Annotated in this window: 22 protein-coding genes; 6 read left to right on the forward strand and 16 right to left on the reverse strand. The window is 50.4% G+C overall.

Going from position 1 to position 19298, the window contains the following annotated elements; all coding sequences use genetic code 11:
* Positions 1 to 16 precede the first annotated feature (16 nt).
* On the reverse strand, positions 17 to 217 hold the full coding sequence (locus Q4563_RS10645) for a DUF2788 domain-containing protein (RefSeq protein WP_215976328.1): 201 nt from the start codon (positions 215 to 217) through the stop codon (positions 17 to 19).
* Between the two features lie 183 nt (positions 218 to 400).
* On the opposite strand from Q4563_RS10645, the gene Q4563_RS10650 reads away from it, so the two are divergent.
* Positions 401 to 760 carry a hypothetical protein gene (locus Q4563_RS10650; RefSeq protein WP_215976327.1) on the forward strand — a complete coding sequence of 120 codons (360 nt, stop codon included), beginning with the start codon at positions 401 to 403 and terminating at the stop codon, positions 758 to 760.
* A 23-nt stretch (positions 761 to 783) separates the two neighbouring features.
* Here the strand turns inward: Q4563_RS10650 and moaE are convergent, their stop codons facing one another.
* From moaE to moaC, 3 genes are read right to left on the reverse strand one after another with little or no spacing between them, the layout of a single operon-like run.
* A complete protein-coding gene (moaE, locus tag Q4563_RS10655) occupies positions 784 to 1239 on the reverse strand; it encodes a molybdopterin synthase catalytic subunit MoaE (protein ID WP_303604492.1) in 456 nt (151 codons plus the stop codon).
* Positions 1240 to 1491, reverse strand: coding sequence for a molybdopterin converting factor subunit 1 (moaD, locus tag Q4563_RS10660; RefSeq protein ID WP_303604493.1), 252 nt, complete (start codon positions 1489 to 1491; stop codon positions 1240 to 1242).
* 4 nt (positions 1492 to 1495) lie between these two features.
* Complete coding sequence (gene moaC, locus Q4563_RS10665) at positions 1496 to 1978, reverse strand: cyclic pyranopterin monophosphate synthase MoaC (RefSeq protein WP_215976324.1); 483 nt, start codon at positions 1976 to 1978, stop codon at positions 1496 to 1498.
* 66 nt (positions 1979 to 2044) lie between these two features.
* Here moaC and Q4563_RS10670 point away from each other — a divergent pair, with 66 nt between their 5' ends.
* Entirely contained in the window at positions 2045 to 2737 is a 693-nt protein-coding gene (locus Q4563_RS10670; RefSeq protein ID WP_303604494.1) for a glutathione S-transferase N-terminal domain-containing protein, read from the forward strand.
* Here the strand turns inward: Q4563_RS10670 and Q4563_RS10675 are convergent.
* The 3 genes from Q4563_RS10675 to Q4563_RS10685 all read right to left on the reverse strand — a co-directional run bounded on the left by Q4563_RS10675 (position 2734) and on the right by Q4563_RS10685 (position 5040).
* Positions 2734 to 3498, reverse strand: coding sequence for a DUF481 domain-containing protein (locus Q4563_RS10675; RefSeq protein WP_303604495.1), 765 nt, complete (start codon positions 3496 to 3498; stop codon positions 2734 to 2736). The genes Q4563_RS10670 and Q4563_RS10675 overlap by 4 nt on opposite strands.
* A gap of 161 nt (positions 3499 to 3659) precedes the next feature.
* Positions 3660 to 4091, reverse strand: a complete 432-nt coding sequence (locus Q4563_RS10680) for a hypothetical protein (RefSeq protein ID WP_303604496.1) — start codon at positions 4089 to 4091, stop codon at positions 3660 to 3662.
* 658 nt (positions 4092 to 4749) lie between these two features.
* Positions 4750 to 5040 carry a hypothetical protein gene (locus tag Q4563_RS10685; protein WP_303604497.1) on the reverse strand — a complete coding sequence of 97 codons (291 nt, stop codon included), beginning with the start codon at positions 5038 to 5040 and terminating at the stop codon, positions 4750 to 4752.
* A gap of 755 nt (positions 5041 to 5795) precedes the next feature.
* Here Q4563_RS10685 and dusA point away from each other — a divergent pair.
* The 3 genes from dusA to Q4563_RS10700 all read left to right on the forward strand — a co-directional run bounded on the left by dusA (position 5796) and on the right by Q4563_RS10700 (position 8426).
* Positions 5796 to 6815 (forward strand): tRNA dihydrouridine(20/20a) synthase DusA, encoded by a 1020-nt coding sequence (dusA, locus tag Q4563_RS10690; protein ID WP_303604498.1) that lies wholly within the window; start codon positions 5796 to 5798, stop codon positions 6813 to 6815.
* Positions 6816 to 7018: 203 nt separating this feature from the next.
* Positions 7019 to 7978, forward strand: coding sequence for a transaldolase (gene tal / locus Q4563_RS10695; RefSeq protein WP_303604499.1), 960 nt, complete (start codon positions 7019 to 7021; stop codon positions 7976 to 7978).
* A 16-nt stretch (positions 7979 to 7994) separates the two neighbouring features.
* Positions 7995 to 8426, forward strand: a complete 432-nt coding sequence (locus Q4563_RS10700) for a tellurite resistance TerB family protein (RefSeq protein ID WP_303604500.1) — start codon at positions 7995 to 7997, stop codon at positions 8424 to 8426.
* Positions 8427 to 8431: 5 nt separating this feature from the next.
* Here Q4563_RS10700 and Q4563_RS10705 read toward each other — a convergent pair whose 3' ends face one another.
* Positions 8432 to 8929 (reverse strand): STAS domain-containing protein, encoded by a 498-nt coding sequence (locus tag Q4563_RS10705; protein ID WP_303604501.1) that lies wholly within the window; start codon positions 8927 to 8929, stop codon positions 8432 to 8434.
* A 1-nt stretch (position 8930) separates the two neighbouring features.
* Positions 8931 to 10106 (reverse strand): SpoIIE family protein phosphatase, encoded by a 1176-nt coding sequence (locus tag Q4563_RS10710; RefSeq protein ID WP_215976317.1) that lies wholly within the window; start codon positions 10104 to 10106, stop codon positions 8931 to 8933.
* A 337-nt stretch (positions 10107 to 10443) separates the two neighbouring features.
* On the opposite strand from Q4563_RS10710, the gene Q4563_RS10715 reads away from it, so the two are divergent.
* A complete protein-coding gene (locus tag Q4563_RS10715; RefSeq protein WP_215976316.1) occupies positions 10444 to 10749 on the forward strand; it encodes a PilZ domain-containing protein in 306 nt (101 codons plus the stop codon).
* A 77-nt stretch (positions 10750 to 10826) separates the two neighbouring features.
* Here the strand turns inward: Q4563_RS10715 and Q4563_RS10720 are convergent, their stop codons facing one another.
* From Q4563_RS10720 to hrpA, 7 genes are all read right to left on the reverse strand, one after another.
* The gene (locus Q4563_RS10720; protein ID WP_303604502.1) at positions 10827 to 11540 is read right to left on the reverse strand and encodes an MlaA family lipoprotein; all 714 of its coding nucleotides are present in this window, start codon (positions 11538 to 11540) and stop codon (positions 10827 to 10829) included.
* A gap of 146 nt (positions 11541 to 11686) precedes the next feature.
* Positions 11687 to 12139 (reverse strand): hypothetical protein, encoded by a 453-nt coding sequence (locus Q4563_RS10725; protein ID WP_215976315.1) that lies wholly within the window; start codon positions 12137 to 12139, stop codon positions 11687 to 11689.
* The gene (locus tag Q4563_RS10730; protein ID WP_215976314.1) at positions 12139 to 13047 is read right to left on the reverse strand and encodes a porin; all 909 of its coding nucleotides are present in this window, start codon (positions 13045 to 13047) and stop codon (positions 12139 to 12141) included. Before Q4563_RS10730 ends, Q4563_RS10725 begins: the two co-directional genes overlap by 1 nt.
* 247 nt (positions 13048 to 13294) lie before the next feature.
* Positions 13295 to 14041 carry an HvfC family RiPP maturation protein gene (locus tag Q4563_RS10735; protein WP_303604503.1) on the reverse strand — a complete coding sequence of 249 codons (747 nt, stop codon included), beginning with the start codon at positions 14039 to 14041 and terminating at the stop codon, positions 13295 to 13297.
* Positions 14034 to 14900: an HvfB family MNIO-type RiPP peptide maturase gene (locus tag Q4563_RS10740; RefSeq protein ID WP_215976312.1), complete on the reverse strand. Its 867-nt coding sequence runs from the start codon at positions 14898 to 14900 to the stop codon at positions 14034 to 14036. The genes Q4563_RS10735 and Q4563_RS10740 overlap by 8 nt, the downstream gene beginning before the upstream one ends.
* Positions 14900 to 15226, reverse strand: a complete 327-nt coding sequence (locus tag Q4563_RS10745) for an HvfA family oxazolone/thioamide-modified RiPP metallophore (protein WP_215976311.1) — start codon at positions 15224 to 15226, stop codon at positions 14900 to 14902. The genes Q4563_RS10740 and Q4563_RS10745 overlap by 1 nt, the downstream gene beginning before the upstream one ends.
* A gap of 158 nt (positions 15227 to 15384) precedes the next feature.
* Positions 15385 to 19293: an ATP-dependent RNA helicase HrpA gene (hrpA, locus tag Q4563_RS10750; protein WP_303604504.1), complete on the reverse strand. Its 3909-nt coding sequence runs from the start codon at positions 19291 to 19293 to the stop codon at positions 15385 to 15387.
* Positions 19294 to 19298: the final 5 nt, after the last annotated feature.

The raw sequence follows: 19298 nt of genomic DNA on the forward strand, positions 1-19298 counted from the left end.
CGATATGGCACCCATGTTATTTTTCTATAACTTCGACCAGTACAGCTTTAATAAGAAAACCTAACAACCCTAAACCCAGCGCGAGAAATAAGATAAAAGTCCCAAACCTACCCGCTTGAGACTCTTTTGCCAGATCCCAGACTATAAACAACATAAATCCAATTAAACCGCCGATCCCCAAAAACAGAGACACGGTTTCAAACTGCTCAAATGTCATGTAACCACTTTAGTGAATTAGGCCGATACGGTAGAGAATACGGGGCCTATACTGCTTTGGAGCCCCCGTGATAATCGACCTATTGTAACCAAGTTCACACTCTGTCGCACGTTTCGACTTGTGCTTACCCCCCAAATATTCATACACTTAGCGCTCAAGCAAATAATAACCAGAGGGAAACGTATGAATATTTACTCAAAACTGTTGCTAATCGCCGCCTTGGGTACCTTGGCCGCCTGTTCTCCCAAAGAAGAAGAGGCCAGCATGGAGCAAAATGCTGAGCAAGCTGCTGAAACTATGTCTGACAAAGCGGCTAACGCCACCGAAGCGGCCAAAGATAAAGCGGCTGAACTGAAAGAGAAAGCCGAAGACATGGCTGATGATGCCGCTGACGCTACCGAAGATGCCATGGAAGATGGCAAAAACGCTATGGAAGATGCTGCTGATGACGCAGAAGACGCTGCTGATGACGCTGCTGATGCCACCGAAGATGCAATGGAAGACGCTAAAGGTGCTATGGAAGAGGCCATGGAAGACAAATAGTCTTTCTTTGCGCACTGAGACGGTCAACCCCAGCGGCTGGCCGCTTTCTCATCACTGCCCTTCGCTGCCACCCAATGACTTGTACCATCCTGCCGAATTTCTTTTTTCCAAAATGGCACGGTCGATTTGAGCGTATCCATTAGGTACTCACAGGCTTCAAATGCCTCGCGCCGATGAGCCGCACTGACTGCTACCAGAACAATTTCATCCCCCAGTAGAATTTCTCCGACCCGATGCACCACCCGGATTTGGCCCAACGTCCAGCGGCGGCGAGCTTCGGCCATTAAGTCTTCGAGTACTTGCTCGGTCATGCCTGGGTAATGTTCTAGCTCCAGAGCCACCACCGGATTGGCCTCACTCTCGGCCCGCACCCGCCCGGTAAACAGGACCACGGCACCGCACTCGCCGGCGTCGGACGACACCGCGGAGTACTCTTCAGCGGCGGAAAATGGCGCGTTTTGTATGCTTACCGAGTCCATTTAACCCCCTGTCACCGGTGGAAATAATGCCAACTCATCGCCATCGGCCAACAAGTAATCGGGCTTTACCATTTGCTGGTTGACCGCAGCCAAGCATTGACCTTGCTCGAATGCTTCACACCAGCCCGACTCTCGCTCCGCCAAGGTGGTGATAACGTCGGCGACGCTGGCCCCGGCGGGCAAGGTCAGCGAGAGCTCATTGCAGCCCAAGCGCTCGCGCAAACTGGCAAAAAACAATACGGTCAATACCATTTTTCTAACCCTCGCCCTGCCGCACATAATGGCCGCGCCGACCACCCGATTTTTCCAATACACAAATATCTGATATCACCATCGCCATATCCATGGCCTTACACATATCAACGATCGTCAGCGCCGCTATACTTGCCGCGGTAAGCGCTTCCATTTCCACCCCGGTCTGCCCGACCAGCTTGCAATAGCTCTCGACATAAATACGGCCCTCGCCGGGCTGTAATTGAAAGTTCACATCCACCTTACTCAATGCCAACGGGTGGCAAAGGGGAATCAGATCACTGCACTTTTTCGCCGCCTGAATGCCGGCGATGCGGGCCGTGGCCAAAACATCGCCCTTTTTTAAGCGGTTATCGGCCACTGCCTGTAGCGTCTCCCCGCTCATGTAGACATACGCCTGAGCACGCGCCTCCCGCTGGGTGACCGCTTTATCAGCCACATCGACCATACTGGCCGCACCCGTCTCATCGCAATGTGTTAAAGTCATAATCGTTATCTCATTCCAAACAGTGTTGGACCAATTCATCCGAATCAACCCAATCTGGAGCATCCCATGCAACTTCAACTCGTTCGCGAGCGCTGGCCCGCCAAACACCCAAGCTTCATTCAGCTGTACTCTATGAATACGCCCAATGGTATCAAAGTCGCGCTGGCGCTGGAGGAAATGGGGTTAAAATACGAACCACACCTCATCAATATTTTAGAAGATGATCAGTTCACACAGGCGTTTAAGGTCATTAACCCGAACAGTAAAATACCGGCCTTGATTGACCCCAACGGCCCCGATGACCACCCCATCAGCCTGATGGAGTCGGGGGCCATTTTGCGCTACTTAGCGGACAAAACCGGTGAATTTACCCCCCTCGACCGCGCCGGGCGCAGCGCCTGTGATCAATGGTTATTTTTTCAGGTGGGCCATATCGGCCCCATGTTCGGCCAATTTGGTCACTTTTTTAAATACGCCGTCGAAAGTTGTGACCACCCATATCCCGTGCAGCGCTATACCAATGAAACACGACGACTGCTCGGCGTGCTAGACGAACACCTGCAACGCCACGAGTATATGCTGGGCGAAAGCTACAGTATTGTCGATATGGCAATAGTACCCTGGGTAGAGGCGCTGACCAGCGCGTACAAAGCCGCAGAGCACTTACAGCTTGCCGACTTTACCTCGGTAACACGCTGGGAAGCGATATGCACTGCTCGCCCGGCATACCAGCGGGCGAGACAGGTGTGCGCACTTTAAAAGTTGTAGACTAAATTGATGTAGGTGGTGGTATCGGTTTTCTCTTTGTCGATCGCCACATCAGTGTCGTGGGTGACGGAGTAACCAACTTTCATTTGCAGGCTACCGCTTATTTGAGTACTGACAGCGGTATCACTTTGCACACGGGTATTGTCGTCGCCGCCTTCAACGCCCAGCTTCTGGGTGAAGGTGGCGTTTTCAGAAATTGTCCACTTCAAATCCGCCGCTGCACGCAGCATGGCACCCTCTTCTTGGACAACCAGCCCCAGATCCTCATCGATCACTTGGTCACCCCAATAGTAACCAGGGCCAATTTCAGCATCTAAAGTCAGTGTTTCAGCGTTAATTAAGCGCTTACCGTATCCGAAAGAAACCGTTGTGTATTTGCGATACGAACCGAACTCATCGTGAGTGTGCGAAGCATATCCGAATAAGTTTCCATACTCACCCGTTAGCAAATAGGCGCTTTTTACCGAGGCAAAGTATTTCTCCGCCGTCTTTTCGCTCGACTCAATGCCGGCATCATTTTCGACCTGATCTTCCTTGTAAAGAACACTGGCGGCAAAGGTGTTTTTCCAGCGCTCTAGATTCTGAATAACGTCCAATTTACCGTTAAACGACGTTGTTTCTGTATTACCGGTGGTATTGATCGCCCCCAATTCCGCCGATGCCTCCCACTTTGGGGGGGCATCCTCAGCAACAACCCAGGCCGAACCACTCATTAGTGCCACTGCGGCAATACCAGATACTAAAACCTTCATAACTACTCCTCTACAGGCAAGTCAGCAAATAGAGGCATTATACATGGACAAGAAGGTGGTTTAAGGGGAAAGTCACAAATTGGGGAGATAAATAATAGCAGGTATCGATTTTGTGAAATGATCAAACGCCCCGCTTTAAGCTATATGATGATTCAGTTATTTCATGGGGCGTAGCTCTTCACCTTCGCGATGAAAGAGGTATTCTCAGCCAAGGCAGGTTTGCCATTTTGTTTCAGTATTGACACGGCGGGAATAGTTCCGGCTGGCGTAGGTACGATATAGCCGACAGTTTCCGCTCCGGGCGTTCCAGGCAGCAACTCGATTGTTATGGTCCCATCTGACTTCTCTAGCTTAACCATCATACTACTGACCGACCACAGGAAAGATCTTCCGTCTACAACACAAAAACTGAAAGTTACACGATGATTAATGTTTTGGGTAAAGATGGGCAAGCCCGCATTATTCTCTACCTTTTTCAAGTCGATATCTTTTAAAAAATTATCATCATTATCGGCCATACAATAACCAAAGTAGACATCTTCGCCAAGCTTGTTATTAACATTGCATTTGATTAAATAGGTACTCGTACTCATTTAGCATTACTCCTGTTAACTGATATTTCTCGTCCAGTATATGAAAGCTTGCCCGCAAGATTGATACAGCAAAAAATTCCCGAGAACAGCTTGAAAAGCTTAAACACCCTTTTCACTCATATCCAGCAGTTACACACGGCCAAAGTGCCGTACGAAATTGGACTCCTCACGATATTAGGAGCACTTAATGCTTATGAACGATCAAGTGGCGACCACATTAATTATGTTTCTAATGTTACGTAATCACATGCCATCCACGTAAAACTAAATCCGTCTCCTTTTACTCGCTAAACGCCATTGTTTAGCGGCGGCCCGTCAGATGAAAACCGGAACGTATTACAACCCCTGGTTGGGAGCCATTTGACTCTTTGCTGATGTTACTTCGGTAGCAACTTAACGATACCGGCAACCAATTCAGAATAATTGCCACTACCGGCAAGGATGACAGATTAAATACCCTAACCCTTTTATTAGCATCTCAATTATAACTTCGAAAAATACCCAACCAAGAAATTTATATATTGCCCCGAAAAAACCTACCCCTACCTCATCAATCGGCATCTTTATACCTCAATGCAACACCTTGCTTTGCGGCGCGCGTTAGCGCGTCCGGTGGAGGCCGCATTTTTTTGTGGCCGGGACGCACAACAGCAATTTATTATGTGTGATTACCATTTGGATTTGCTAATAATAGTTTGTGCATGAGACTACCAAACTTTAGGAAATAAATAGAACCTATAGCAAAGAAAGCACCTGTGAAAAATGGCGACCAATCAAGGTTATGCATTCGGATAGTCTCTATACCATCGGCATTGACGGTTATTTTTGGATCAATAGAGATAGTAAACAACACATTGACCGCAAACTGATAAATGAAGTAAGCCGCAGCTATGAGGAAAAACACCCCAATAGATCTTACAAGTAGCCAAGCAATGGTTTCTTTAGTCATTCATAATCCCTGAAAGACACATAACAGCTAATTCATGCGACTAAGTCGCACTTTGCCCATTCACCCTATCTCCAGTAGAAATTGGATAAAATTAGTTGTGGAGGCCGTTGAAAATAGAGGGGAAACAGGCATATTTTGACGGTTCCTTGTCTGGGGAAATGCGACTAACGATAAGTGAGACATTAATCTAACCTTTTTATTACGGCCAAGCAAGCGCACCCAACCAATTGAATTGCAAAGACATTCTCTACAGCCCAGCACCAGCAAACCCATAATGTACAAGGGTTTCCCTTGAACACGAAAAATTCACAAGCAGAAACCAAGCTTTTAAATGTGAAATGCTTGTGTCTGATGAAAAATAAAGGTCTAACGCCTGACGCAAAAACTAAACCCGCTACGAAGTTTCCATTCCCCTTCTCATCCAGCCGAATTCGAGCCAATTTTGTGGGTTAATTGCACACGGAAGTGCAATTAAGGAAAAGCGCTGGGAAGCGATTTTTTCCGACCCTCAAAATTGGCTCGAATTGGGGAACCCGAAGGGCTGTGATGAGCGGGGTGAGTTTCTTGGCCACTTCTTTGCTCACCAAAGAAGTGGCTCGCCCGCCCGGCGAAAGAGGGTAAGTAAAAGGCTAAATGTCAGAAGCCCAACGCCTGATGTCTGACGCAAAAAAAAGAAACAACCTCGACTTTTGTCGAACACCCCCCAATCAGGGTAGAATACCCGCCACCGAAAACCCACTAGACGCTCTCTTTCCGTGCCAGAAACCCCGCAAAAAACAATCAATCGCCGCTTCACCTGTGCCCCGATGATGGACTGGAGTGATCGCCATTGCCGATACTTTTGGCGATTGCTGAGTCAAGATGCCGTGCTCTATACCGAAATGGTCACCACCGGGGCCTTGATTTATGGCGACCGCGAGCGTTTTTTGCGCTTTAACGCCGAAGAGTCCCCCGTTGCGCTGCAGCTGGGTGGCTCGGACCCGCAGGCGCTGGCCCAGTGCGCCGACTATGCCCAGCAATGGGGCTATGATGAGGTGAACCTCAATTGCGGTTGCCCGTCGGACCGGGTGCAAAGCGGCCGTATTGGCGCCTGCCTGATGGCGGAACCTGAACTAGTGCGCGACTGCATGAGTGCCATGATTGAACGGGTGGATATTCCCGTTACTATTAAGCACCGCATTGGCATTGACGACATGGAGGATTACGAGGGGTTGCTGCAGTTTGTCAATACAGTGGCAGACAGCGGTTGCAAAACGTTTATCGTTCACGCCCGCAAAGCCTGGCTGCAAGGGCTAAGCCCGAAAGAAAATCGCGATGTTCCACCGCTTGATTACGCGCTAGTGGCGCGCCTTAAGGCCGAGCGGCCGGACTTAGAAATTATCGTCAATGGCGGCATTAATACCTTGGCGCAGTGCAAGGAACTACTGCATGATCTCGACGGGGTCATGCTCGGCCGGGAAATCTACTCCAACCCATACTTAATGGCTGAAGTTGATCAAACAATTTACGGCCGAAGCCGCCCCATACTGAGCCGCTTGGACGTTATGCGCCAGTTTGTGAATTACTGCGAGCAGGAATTGTCCAAGGGGGTGAAGCTAAGCAGTATGACGCGGCACACCCTAGGGCTTTATCAGGGCCTACCCGGAGCCCGTCGTTTTCGCCGGGTAATCAGTGAGAATGCCCATAAAGCGGGCGTGGGTAGCGAGGTTATCTGGGCTGCACTGCAAGAAGTTGAGCCCGAGCTATCGGCCGTCAGTGGCGCTTTGCCCCGCTGACGTTAACGTTTACAATAGCGGGGCCAAGTGAATCGACAATAACGACGGACCAGTCGGCTGTATAACACTTTGTGATTTAACCGACTTGTCTTATGGCAGCCCAAACCGGCCCATTTAGCCTGATATAAAGCTCCAGAAAGAGAGCATGCGGGTGTCGCCAGTGATACATATCGCCTATTAAATATACATTTAGGAGCCAAATTGTGAGTACCAAACTCGAACAACTCAAGCAGATGACCGACGTGGTTGCCGATACCGGTGACATCGAAGCGATCAAACTCTACAAGCCTCAAGACGCCACTACCAACCCATCTCTGCTGCTAAAAGCGGCCCAAATTCCGGCCTATAAGCCATTATTGGATAAATGCATCGCTGCGGCGGACAAAGAAGGCGGTAGCAGTGACGATCAAATCAAATCGGCTTGCGATCACTTAGCTGTTGCCATTGGCTGTGAGATTTTAAAATTAGTGCCCGGCCGTATCTCGACAGAGGTTGACGCCCGCTTGAGCTTTGACACCAATGCGAGCATCGATAAAGCTCACCACCTGATTGATTTGTACCAGCAAAACGGTATCGACAAATCGCGCGTTTTGATTAAGCTGGCCTCTACCTGGGAAGGTATTCGCGCCGCCGAAAAACTGGAAAAAGAAGGCATTAACTGTAACCTGACGCTGTTGTTTGGTTTCAACCAGGCCGCCGCCTGTGCCGATGCCGGTGTATTTTTGATTTCGCCGTTTGTGGGCCGTATTCTGGACTGGTACAAAAACGCCACTGGTGAAGAGTACACCTCAGAGACTGACCCAGGTGTGCAATCGGTACGTCGCATTTACAACTACTACAAGCAACACAACTACAACACTGTTGTGATGGGCGCCAGCTTCCGCAATACCGGTGAAATCGAAGCCCTGGCCGGGTGTGACCGACTCACTATCAGCCCGCAGCTGCTCAAAGCCCTGGATGAAGACACCGGCTCTCTGGAGCGCGTGCTGTCACCAGAAAACACAGGTGAGTCCATTGATAAGTTGATTGATACCGAAAGCTCTTTCCGCTTTGGTATGAACGACGATGCCATGGCCACTGAAAAGCTGGCTGAGGGTATCCGCAACTTCGCCGCCGATCAGGTGAAATTAGAAAACTTACTGAAAGACTCGGCCAATGCTTAGTAGGATTGCCCGTTTTATGGAGAGCCGTCTGAATACTTCAGACGGCTCGGCCGCGCCGCTTACCGAAGACGACAAACAACTCGCAGCAGCCGCTTTGCTTATGGAAGTAGCGGCCGCGGATACGGTGTTTGATGACAGTGAGTTGCAAGCGTTCAAACAGGAGCTTGAGCAAACCTACCAGTTAACCCGCGAAGAAGTGAATGAGCTACAAAGCCGGGCGGAAAACCGACAGGAGGATGCCACCTCACTCTTTCAGTTTACTCAAATTGTGAACGACCAGTGCTCGCGCGAAGAAAAGTTTGCTTTGGTGAAGTCTATGTGGACGATTGCCCTTGCCGACGGCCAGCTGGATAAATACGAAGAGCATATCATTCGCCGAGTGGCGGAGTTGGTTTACTTATCACATACCGATTTCCTGGTGGCCCGCAACGCTGCGCGAAGCGAGTAAGTTTATTATTCGCTTTCCAGCATGTTGACTAAATCGGTAAACGTCTCTTGGTTTTCACGGTTTAAGCCCATTAAGACTTTGTGGGCTTCAATGACTTTATCCTTCACCACGGCTTCATCGTTATCGGTGTCTGGCTGATCGTCACTGACCAAAACTTCTGTCGCGGTTATTGGCGGTTGCAGCTCGTGCACAATGGTGAATATATCGCCAAACCCCATAGTATCCAATATGCGGTTAATGCTGTCATTGGGGGAGAAAATCACGGGTCGGGCGCCGACTCTCTCGCCGCCCAATATGGATATTTTTGCCATCAACCCCAGTGTTGTGCTGTCGATGGCTTCGGCCTCAGACAGGTCGAACAACACTTCACAAAAGTCGTCACTGGCAAACATAGCATCAATAAATTGATCAAATGACATACACAGTGTGAGACGAACATCCCCCACCATTTTGATAATATAAACGCCTTTATGATCGGCAACCAATATTTGACCCGGCCGCATCTCAAAAACCTCGAGTAATGGTCAAAACTGCGATGTCATCCGGTGTTTCGCTAACATCCTTGATATTAAGCGCATCGCACACAGTCTCTAGATTTTGAGCCTTTTGTGCGATTAATTCCAGTAAATGCGCTTCTTTTTTTTGCAGCGAATCATCCGGCAGAATTTCCAATACCCCATCGGAAAAACAAACCAAGGAAAATTGTTCCGGTAAGGTCATGGCATGTATATGCCAGCTAATGTCTTTAAAGATGCCCACCGGCTTGCCGCGCCCGGTTAAATACTCGGCTTTACCGTCCCTGATCAACACAGGCATGGGCAAGTGCCCAGCCACCACGTAGCGCATATCGTGGGTGTGGGTATCGATCACTCCAACAAAAAACGTTAAATGGTGATTGAGGCTAATTTCGTTCAGTTCGCGATTAATATACTCCAGCATGGTATTGGCACCGGACTCGAACGAGTCGTGGTCGGCAAACAACCCCTCTTCGCGCACCATACGACTAACCAAATGTTTAAGCCAGATCGTAACAAAGGCCGATGATGCCCCATGGCCAGACACATCGGCCAAGTAAAAGGCTAAATAGCGCTTGCTGATATGAGCATAATCAACGAAGTCACCACTTAAATAGAGCGACGGCGCTATATGATGCGCCACACTGTAACCTTCGACGGTGGTTTGAGGCTGAGGTAGTAATCGGCGCTGCACCTGCCGGCCAGCGGCCTGATCTCGCTCCAGCACTCGCAGGTTTTCACGCAAACCGCGGTTGGCACTTTCGAGTTCGTCGCGGTATCTTTTATTCTCGGCTAATAAATCTTGGCGCTCTAAGGCCTTTTCTATGGAGTGCTCTAACACTTCCATATCGACTATCGGTTTAATTAGATAGTCACAAGCCCCAAGGCGCAGAGCACTGACTACATCGCTCATAACTCCGGCACCGGAAATCACGATAACCGGTATGTCACAAGAGCGCTCACGCAACTGTCGCAACACACTGACCCCATCCATACCGGGCATCCGTAAATCGGTAATCACCAGATCGATATCGCCTTGCTCAAAACGTTCGAGCCCAGCGGGCCCATCTACCGCTTCAATAACGCCATAGCCACTGTCCTCTAAAAAGGCAGAAATGCTATGTCGAACCGGCTTATCATCATCAATAATCAGAAGCTTTCGCATAGATTGGAATATGTAATGTGTGGTTGCTTTGGCAGAGGCGCATAACACTACTCCGTTCGTTTACTAGGTGCAAGTCAATCACCCTAAGCCTAGTAAAAACTCTGTTTTTATAGCCACCAACCTCACTTTTGAGAACTCTTAGGCTCTTTAGCAATATGTACTTAGCGCCGCTTAAACAACTATGGTTTTGCGCGAGATTCACTGTTAATCTTGGATTTGTGCAAAGTTGTATTTTCCTATGGACTCGCAATATATACCGAGCAGCACCCAATGGCGCCCCACTGTTAAATACATACAATGCACCCTGTTTGGCCTGTTGCACCCAGAGGAAATCACAATGAGCTTGACCAATAAGACCTTTGAGGAAAAACGCGATTTTATTCGAATGAAAATCGAAGCTCCGCTCGAGGCAACACTCTCGAGTGATACCGGACAGCACAGCGGTGAATGCCGAGAGCTGAGTGGTGGCGGTGTTCAGCTGATGCTCGACACAGCCCTACCCGAACAAAGTGAATGGGAGCTAAATATGGCTTCTAGCCACGGCCATAACCCTCAATTGCGGGCGGTGGTGAAAGTGGTTCGAGTGATACCAGAGGGCGAGCTATACGCAACAGGACTACAAATTATGGACGTTATCCGCTAGTAAGTTTGCCGTCTTAGCTTAGCGCCATTGAGAGCTGGCCCGGAATATCCGGGCCGGTTACGTGCAAATACCTAGAGTTAAAAATCGTCGAAATCGTCCAGGTCGCCACCAAAGCTATCTTCCACCTCGCCGTCATTGATCAAGTATTCACGGCGCTGTAAATAAATATCGCGATACAATGCGTATTTATCGGAACCAATATCCTGCTCCAGCGATAATAGGCCCGCACGGGTATCCAACAACTCAATCGCTTTGATCTCGTAACTGGTTCGCGTGTGCCCCACATAGGTTTTGGGGTCGGTTACCCAGTCAATCGGCATACCAGCTGCATCGCGCAAAGTGCGCGGCCCCAGTACCGGCAACATCAAATAAGGCCCATTTGGGACACCCCATTTAGCCAGCGTTTGACCAAAGTCCTCGCCCTCGGTGCGCGGTATTCCCATATGGGAAGCCACGTCAAACAACCCGGCAACCCCCAAAGTGGTGTTAATTAAAAAGCGCCCGGTATCTTTACCGGCACGGCCAAACTTGCCTTGTAAGATGCTGTTAAACACATTGGGGACTTCCTTCAGGTTGCCAAAAAAGTTACCCACACCCAACTGAACCGGCTCGGGGGTTATCGTCTCATACCCCACCGCAACCGGACGGACAACGTAGGTATCGGCGACATCGTTAAAAGCGAAAATAGCGCGATTGAAGCCCTCCCACGGATCCCTTTCATCCGAAGCTTGCGCCATAGGCGCGAGTATCGCCAACATCCAACATGTCATTACTATTCGTAGAGAGTTCACGGTGTTTTCCTATTGATGCCGGAGAAACGAAAGTGTGCCCAGGCGCCCTTTCGCTGAATGAAGAAACGTCCACATAGTAGCGAATTCACTAGAAGACTGTCCAGAGTGTCGATACGCAGAGGAATTTACCCGTGGGGGGTTAAGTGTTATTGCGAGGTGCAATGATACTCAACTGTCAGCACTAAGCCATCTGAGCCGTACTGAACGAGCTGACGCTGTATCTCGGCTTTTAAGGGTTGGCAAAGTTGGGCCGCACGCTGCAGTAGCTGAAACCGCTGCTGGGTATAGCCCAACCCGTCGCTAACCGGAGTACTCGCCAGACGAGCAGAGTGTGCCGGCTGAGCTTGAGCTTGAGTGTCTGGCGCAGGGGCCGATGACGATGCTTGCTGTTGCGAGGGCTCTTTGTCCTGCGCCTGAGTTCGGCCCGACAACAACTTATTTAGGCCTTGGTCACTGTAATCGCAGTCGCCGATACGATTGACCGCATCAAAACTATCGGCCAAGTCCACCGCCGGCTCGCACGGCTCTTGTGCCAGAGCCGTTAGCGACCAGACGCTTAGCCATATAAGCCCGCAAACCAAGCAATAGCGCTTGAGCACTAAAACTTCATCTCCATACCGACACCGACGTAGTCATCATCCCGACCGTTGTCATCTTCATTGTGAGTGGCATAGACAAAGGCTTTGGTCGATTTGCTGAGTTTATAATCACCGCCGACACTTAAGGTTTCGCGACCTTCTTTTTCGATATCAGACTGGCCGTATTGACTCTTAAGAATCCACTTATCGGTCAGTTTCCACTGTACCGAGCCGAAGTAACCATCGCCGTCGCCCGTCTCCCCATCGAAAGACTCGTACAGTGCCCCGAGCTGAACACTACCCAAAGTGTAGGCCCCTACCAAACGGTATAAATCGGTAGCGCCTTTATTGTCTTCTACATCCTGATCAATGGCAGCCGCCAGATATAGTGCATCTTGTTTATACGCCAGCGACGCCGACACGCCGGCATCGCTATCAGTCTCTTCCGTGATGTAAGCGACTTTAGCGGTAAAGGGCCCGATGGAGCCCGGAGAGACATACTGCACAATATTCTTAACCCGGTTGTCACCGGTAACAATATTTTTAATGTCACCCTCAAGGTTATCAAACAGATCCACTTTGCCCTGAGCTTTCTTGGTCGGCGTATCAAAATTACCGGCCATTAATGTGCCCGCGGAGGTTTTAAGCCCAAGATAGATATTGCGCTGGGTAAAGGTTTGGCCCGAGCTGTCGCCATCATCGATCTCGGTTCCGTATTCGAACTGATAGATCACCTCGATCCCTTCGCTGATTTCTTCACTGCCCATCACACCGATTCGCGAAGCGTTACTGACCAGCTGCAGCTCGGACTCCCCGCTCTCATCGGCATGCTGTAAAGCAACATTGCCCTTACCATAGACAGTGACAGCCTGAGTAGGCTGCGCCAATGAAACAGCCAAAAGACCCAGAGCCAGAAAATGACGTTGCATTTGATTTCCTCTTTCGGCACCAAATGACAAATTGGTGACTATTTGATGAACCTAAGATGACATATTAATGACAGCGCGTATCTTGCTTGCCAATTATTACAATTATATTACAGAAATCAGAGTTCATTAGATTTATTCAATAGCGGGATTTTGGCGCCACATAATTTATGTTTCACACATTAATATAGAAGGTAAATCAAGGGTTTGCCCGATTTCCTACTCAATAGTAGCGGCCCAAGAGGGAAATTTATATGGCTCGAGGCCAGAGAATATCGCACTGATAAAGCTGCTCCAGCAGATCAGAGCCAAACTTTAACAACTGGGAAGGCGTGGGATGCTGCATTTCATCAACCAGTTGCAACAGTGCTTCACGTCCGGTGCGCTCACCGCTTTGCAACAACTTAATCAAGCGAATAGTGACCGCATTGCTCAACATAAACGCCACCTTATCGGACCTGTCGCGGTAAACCAGCAAAAAAGTGGGGGCTTCGGGAGGGGTTTCCGGCTGGTAATCGGGCCCGATCTGATGCACCGGGTAGCGATAACTCAAACACCAAAGCAGTGGTGACACCTCCAACACCTGCTCCAGCAATTGAGCGTGCACAGGCTTGGCGGGTAACTCTCCAGGCGCCACATCCAGGGCCAGCTCCACCCACTCGTAGTGGGCTAACTCCAGCATAAAATCGGGGTAACGCCCACTGGGCTCGAACTCCCGCTGCAAGAATTGTAAAAACTCTTGGCTGATTTCCAAAAAGTAGGGGCTGAGGCTGCGGTGATGGCGCACAAAATCCCGAACCAAAGCGTGCCAGAGCTCATCGTTCAGTATGTCTCTTAATACCGGAAATCCACCGGCAATAAAACCTTCGATGTTGTTGTAAATTAAATCCCGATAGATGGCCACGCGGCGGTCTTCCATACCCGCCGGTGCTAGATGTTGCCCGGGGTCGCGCAAATGATCACTCAGCGTTTGCTGCACTTGTTGAAAATCACTCACGCACAAGCTCTCCATGTGTCCTGTCGGTTGCGCTTAGGTAAGGCGCTTGAATACGACGAATCTCGGCCACTTCTTGCAGCAGTACGGGCATAGGTGGAATATTAAAGTCTCGCTCCAGCAAGGTGGCTACTGGGCCTGCCTGCTGATAGAACGTATCTAGCAACTGCCAGGCTTCTCGCTCAACGGGGGCGCCATGGGTATCAACCCGCAGATCTTCGGCTTCGTGGTAGTGACCGGCAATATGGGCGTAGGCGACTCGCTCCAAGGGCAGTGAATGCAAAAATTGCCGGGCATCGTAACCGTGGTTAACACTGTTGACGATGATATTATTAACATCCAACAACAGGCTGCAATCGGCTTTTGTCAGCACTAGGTTAATAAAGTCGCTTTCCGACATTTCTGCCCCCGGCGCACAATAATAGGAGGCATTTTCAATGGCGATACGCTGGCCGAGAATATCCTGCGCTCGTAGTATACGTTCGGCTACATAACCGGCCGCTTTTTCGGTAAAGGGAATGGGTAAAAGATCATACAACTGACCATCATCACTGCAAAAGCTTAAATGCTCAGAATAGCCGTGGATGCCGTGCTCGCGCATAAAGTGCTTAACGGCGTAGAGTAACTCTTCGTTCAGTGGGTCGCGCGAGCCGATAGAGAGCGACAAACCGTGGCAAACAAAGGGGAAGCGTTCGGTATAGCGACGAAACTGTTTACCAAGCCGCCCACCTACCCCAATCCAATTCTCAGGCGCCACCTCCATAAAGGCGATATCCGCTGTATCGGTCTCGGCCAGAGGCGTTAATAAGTTCCGGCGCAGGCCCAAGCCCGCGCCGGTAATGTCAAAGTGATGACCAGACATTAGTGACCGCAGGTGCCTTCTTTGTCGGCTTTTTCACCACCACATTTACCTTCTGTGTCGGCTTTAGCTTCACCACATTTGCCTTCGCCGCATTTACCTTCGCTCTCAGCTTTCTCTTCGCCGCATTTGCCTTCACGGTCGGCTTTCTCTTCCCCGCACTTACCTTCACCACACTTGCCCTCGGCATCGGCTAATTTATAGCCCGACTGCAGAGTCTCGGCGGCAAAAGGGTTTTCAGCAGCCGTCGCTACCGAGGTCATTGCGGCACTTGCCATAAACGCTGCGCCAACCGCAGCTGCCATAGGGGCTTTAAAGTTTTTATTCATTTGACCATCTCCATGTATTTAAAGGGTTCGTGCTGCAGCTCAAACCGACATCCTGTATGAGCTGCACACTGACTATAGAGGATCAAAGAGGAAAATTGTTACAACTCGCCCACGGTTTTATAAAATAAGCTCTCGTTTTTGCCTCAAAAGGCAAGCGGCTAGGTGCCAATCTCTTGCCAGAGCTTGTTGAGGCGCTTACCAGAAACGGGCAAGCGAGTCTTTAACGTCTGAGCAAATAGTGACACGCGCAGCTCTTCAATCGACCAGCGATACTGCGCCAAGAGCGGATTTTCGTGCAATTGGTAGTCGCCATTTTTGCTCAGGTATTCCTCTAAGCGACCCTCGTGCACCTCGATTTCCGCCATTTGCACTCGGTCTTTCTGGGCGTTAAGCACAATTTTTTCCAGCCGCACCTGTATCGCCTCAAGGTAGCGTGGGTACTGGCAAAACCAGTCGTAAGGAGTATTAAAGACTATTTTTGGATAAAACAGCCCATCCAACTGGCGACTGACATCACCGGCCGCGAGTGCCATGGTCAGTGCATTTTTACTCTGTTTTAACTGCTTTTTAATCGCCACCACCCGCGCCAGCGATTGAACTAAAATATCCGCTAACGCTTGGCTTCGCTCTACCAGCTCTGGCTTTACCTTAGCAACGGCAGCGGCAAAAGCTTGCTCATCTCGGGGCAGCTCGCCGCCTGCCAGCCCCAGCTGGCAGGCGGCGGCCATGCAAATATCGTCAACCACGGCATCGCGTTTGCCCAGCTGCACCACCGTTAGCCCCAGCTCTTTACCTTTCAGTAGCTCTTTGTTGAGGTACTTAACCGTCTCGCGGCACTCCAGTAAAATTAGCCGACTGACACCTGCCAATGATTGGTAATGCGCTTGGCGCGGATTATCCAGCACTTCCATTGCGGCGGAATCGGCTTTGTCCACCAACGCCGGGTAGGCTCTGATACTGATACCTTTTCGTTTCAGCTCAACCGTTTCCGGCAATTGTAAGTCCCACTGGGTAATCCCTTCGCGGGTCATATCATCGGCGGCGTCGCGTATATTGCTTTGCACTTTTTCTTTGTAGCTTGCCCGCAACTCGGATAGATCGCGACTGGCAGCGATGGCTTTGCCACGATCATCCACCACCCGAATATTGAAGCGGAAAAAATCTTCTATATTCGCCTGCTGCCAGTCGGATTCTTTAACCTCTACCAGAGTTTGGCGTTTTAACTGATGCGACAGCGCCTCAATTAGGGGGACATTATCCACCGCCATAGCACTGAGCGCTTTGTCCACCACATCAGGCACGGGCACAAAGTGTTTGCGCAGCGATTTTGGCAAGCTCTTTAATAAATCGATGCACTTGTCGCGCAACATGCCCGGCACCAGCCAATCCAATCGATGCTCTGGCAACTCGTGTAACAAGCTCATGGGGACATTAACGGTCACTCCATCATCACTATGCCCGGGTTCGAAATGGTAAGTTAACGGGAAGCGCATCCCCTGCCATTCAAGTTCATCGGGAAACTGAGCTTCACTGATATCCTGCACGGTGCGCTGCATTAAGCGTTCGCGCGGGATTTTTAGTACATCGGCTTGTTTTTCTTCGGCCTGTTTGCGCCAATTTTCGAAGCCGGCGCGATTGATCACATCGCCAGGAATGCGTTCATCGTAAAATTGAAAGACGGTTTCGTCTTCGGCCAAAATATCGCGCCGGCGCGACTTTGCCTCAAGCGCTTCTAACTCTTCGATCAGCTTTTGATTGTGACGATAAAAATCCGGTGCCTTTTGGCCACGTTTAACGTACCGCCCTTCCACCAGGGCGGCCCGGATAAACACTTCGCGGCACTCAACCGGGTTGATTTGGCTGTAGTTAACCCGCTGTCTCTCAACCAGTGTTAACCCGTATAAGCTGACTTTTTCAAACGCTTTTACCTGGCCGGACTTAACATCGTAATGCGGTTCAAAGTGGTTGCGTTTTACCAAGTGTTTTGCCGCCTCAAGCAGCCACTCGGGTTCGACTTTAGCGACGTCGTGCGCAAACAGCTGCGAGGTTTCCATCAATTGCGCCGCCACCATCCACTTGGGACGTTTTTTATTTTGGGAGGAACCTGGGAAAATCGAAAATTTTCGGTTGCGCGCACCGAGGTATTCTCGTCCCTCGTTATGAAAACCTATATTGCCCAGTAAGCCTGTCACCATCGACTGGTGCACCGAGGCGTAATCGGCGGCCTCTTTGTTGAACTTGAGCCCTAACTTTTGTCCGGTTAACTTCAACTGGCGATGTATATCCCGCCATTCACGCAGACGCAGGTAAGACAAAAACTCTTTCTTGCACAACTTGCGCAATTGATTTTGCGACAACGCCTGACGCTGCTCTTCATAGTAGCGCCACAAATTGACGTAACCGACAAAGTCAGAGTTTTCATCCCAAAATCGGCGGTGCATTTGATCCGCGGCTTGCTGCTTTTCCGCCGGTCGCTCGCGCGGGTCTTGAATCGACAGGGCGCTGACGATAATCAAAACTTCATCCAGTGCGCCTAAATCACTGGCGGCCAGCAGCATTCGCGCCAGCGTTGGGTCCACACTCAGCTGTGCCAGGCGCCTGCCATCGGCTGTTACGCGTTGCTTGCCGTCCACTGCGTGGAGCTCTTGCAACAGCTTAAAACCGTCGTTAATGAGGCGTGAGTCCGGTGCATCGACAAATGGAAACTTATGAATATCACCGATTTTAAGCTGCAGCATTTGCAAAATAACCGCGGCCAGATTGGTGCGCAGGATTTCGGCGTCGGTAAACTCGGGGCGCCCGAGGAAATCCTCTTCGCTGTATAACCGCACACAGATGCCGTCGCTGACCCGGCCACAGCGCCCTTTACGTTGATTGGCACTGGCCTGGGAGATTGGTTCTATCGGCAGGCGCTGCACTTTAGTGCGCACGCTGTAGCGGCTAATCCGTGCCACGCCGGTGTCAATCACATAGCGAATACCGGGCACGGTGATAGAGGTTTCTGCCACATTAGTGGCGAGCACAATCCGCCGCCCTTTGTGGCTGGAGAAGACACGGTTTTGCTCGGCCAGGCTCAGACGGGCGTAAAAGGGAAGCACTTCGAAGTGACGAAAATCGGCATGGCGCAAACGTTTTGCCGCCTCGCGAATATCCCGCTCGCCGCTTAAAAAGACCAGTATATCGCCGCCCCGCCCTTTGCCGGTTTTGCGCTCGTGCTGGTCGATTTCACTGATTGCATCAATTATGGCCTGGTGGCTGTCGTTGTCTTCGCTATCGCTGTCGATCATGGGGCGATACCAAACATCCACCGGATAAGTACGGCCCGACACCTCAATCACAGGTGCGTTATTGAAGTGCTGTGAGAAGCGCTCTACATCGATGGTGGCGGAGGTAATAATCAGTTTTAGATCGGGTCTTTTGGGCAGCAGCTGTTTCAGATAGCCCAACAAAAAGTCGATGTTGAGACTGCGCTCGTGCGCCTCATCGATGATCAGTGTGTCGTAACGATTGAGCATCGGGTCTTGTTGGATTTCAGCCAGCAAGATCCCGTCGGTCATGACTTTAATCAGTGACGTCTCGGTCGTCTGTTCGGTGAAGCGAACTTGATAGCCCACCATTTCACCGAGATTTGAGCCCAACTCCTCGGCGACCCGTGCACCTACGGTTTGCGCCGCAATACGTCGGGGCTGAGTGTGGCCAATCATGCCTTTGACGCCCAATCCCAGCTGCAGACATATTTTGGGCAGCTGGGTGGTTTTACCCGAACCTGTCTCACCGGCTAGAACCACCACCTGATGATCGCGAATGAGCTCGGCAATGTTATCTCGTTTACCGCTGACAGGTAAATTCTCAGGAAATTCAATACTTTGGGGAACAGCTTGAGCGCGCGCCTGTACCAACTGGCAGGAAACTGCCCACTCTTGTTGCCAGCGGTCGATCATCTGATCCACGGGCTTGCCCTGCTTTTCACGCTGGCGAATATCCTGCGCTTTGCGCTTAAGGCGAAACACATCCCGCAGCATTACTTGCTCTAGCGGACGATCGAGATTAAGGGGTAATTCTGACATACACT

This window comes from Gilvimarinus sp. 1_MG-2023, assembly GCF_030548285.1.

Excerpts from the sequence above, each read along its gene's own strand:
- Q4563_RS10705 (WP_303604501.1), bottom strand. The coding sequence starts at position 8,929 with ATGCGGCCGGGTCAAATATTGGTTGCCGATCATAAAGGCGTTTATATT.
- hrpA (WP_303604504.1), bottom strand. The coding sequence starts at position 19,293 with ATGTCAGAATTACCCCTTAATCTCGATCGTCCGCTAGAGCAAGTAATG.
- Q4563_RS10645 (WP_215976328.1), bottom strand. The coding sequence starts at position 217 with ATGACATTTGAGCAGTTTGAAACCGTGTCTCTGTTTTTGGGGATCGGC.
- Q4563_RS10710 (WP_215976317.1), bottom strand. The coding sequence starts at position 10,106 with ATGCGAAAGCTTCTGATTATTGATGATGATAAGCCGGTTCGACATAGC.
- Q4563_RS10685 (WP_303604497.1), bottom strand. The coding sequence starts at position 5,040 with ATGACTAAAGAAACCATTGCTTGGCTACTTGTAAGATCTATTGGGGTG.
- Q4563_RS10730 (WP_215976314.1), bottom strand. The coding sequence starts at position 13,047 with ATGCAACGTCATTTTCTGGCTCTGGGTCTTTTGGCTGTTTCATTGGCG.
- Q4563_RS10740 (WP_215976312.1), bottom strand. The coding sequence starts at position 14,900 with ATGTCTGGTCATCACTTTGACATTACCGGCGCGGGCTTGGGCCTGCGC.
- Q4563_RS10650 (WP_215976327.1), top strand. The coding sequence starts at position 401 with ATGAATATTTACTCAAAACTGTTGCTAATCGCCGCCTTGGGTACCTTG.
- Q4563_RS10715 (WP_215976316.1), top strand. The coding sequence starts at position 10,444 with ATGAGCTTGACCAATAAGACCTTTGAGGAAAAACGCGATTTTATTCGA.
- Q4563_RS10675 (WP_303604495.1), bottom strand. The coding sequence starts at position 3,498 with ATGAAGGTTTTAGTATCTGGTATTGCCGCAGTGGCACTAATGAGTGGT.
- moaC (WP_215976324.1), bottom strand. The coding sequence starts at position 1,978 with ATGACTTTAACACATTGCGATGAGACGGGTGCGGCCAGTATGGTCGAT.
- moaD (WP_303604493.1), bottom strand. The coding sequence starts at position 1,491 with ATGGTATTGACCGTATTGTTTTTTGCCAGTTTGCGCGAGCGCTTGGGC.
- Q4563_RS10745 (WP_215976311.1), bottom strand. The coding sequence starts at position 15,226 with ATGAATAAAAACTTTAAAGCCCCTATGGCAGCTGCGGTTGGCGCAGCG.
- moaE (WP_303604492.1), bottom strand. The coding sequence starts at position 1,239 with ATGGACTCGGTAAGCATACAAAACGCGCCATTTTCCGCCGCTGAAGAG.
- Q4563_RS10680 (WP_303604496.1), bottom strand. The coding sequence starts at position 4,091 with ATGAGTACGAGTACCTATTTAATCAAATGCAATGTTAATAACAAGCTT.
- Q4563_RS10670 (WP_303604494.1), top strand. The coding sequence starts at position 2,045 with ATGCAACTTCAACTCGTTCGCGAGCGCTGGCCCGCCAAACACCCAAGC.
- Q4563_RS10700 (WP_303604500.1), top strand. The coding sequence starts at position 7,995 with ATGGAGAGCCGTCTGAATACTTCAGACGGCTCGGCCGCGCCGCTTACC.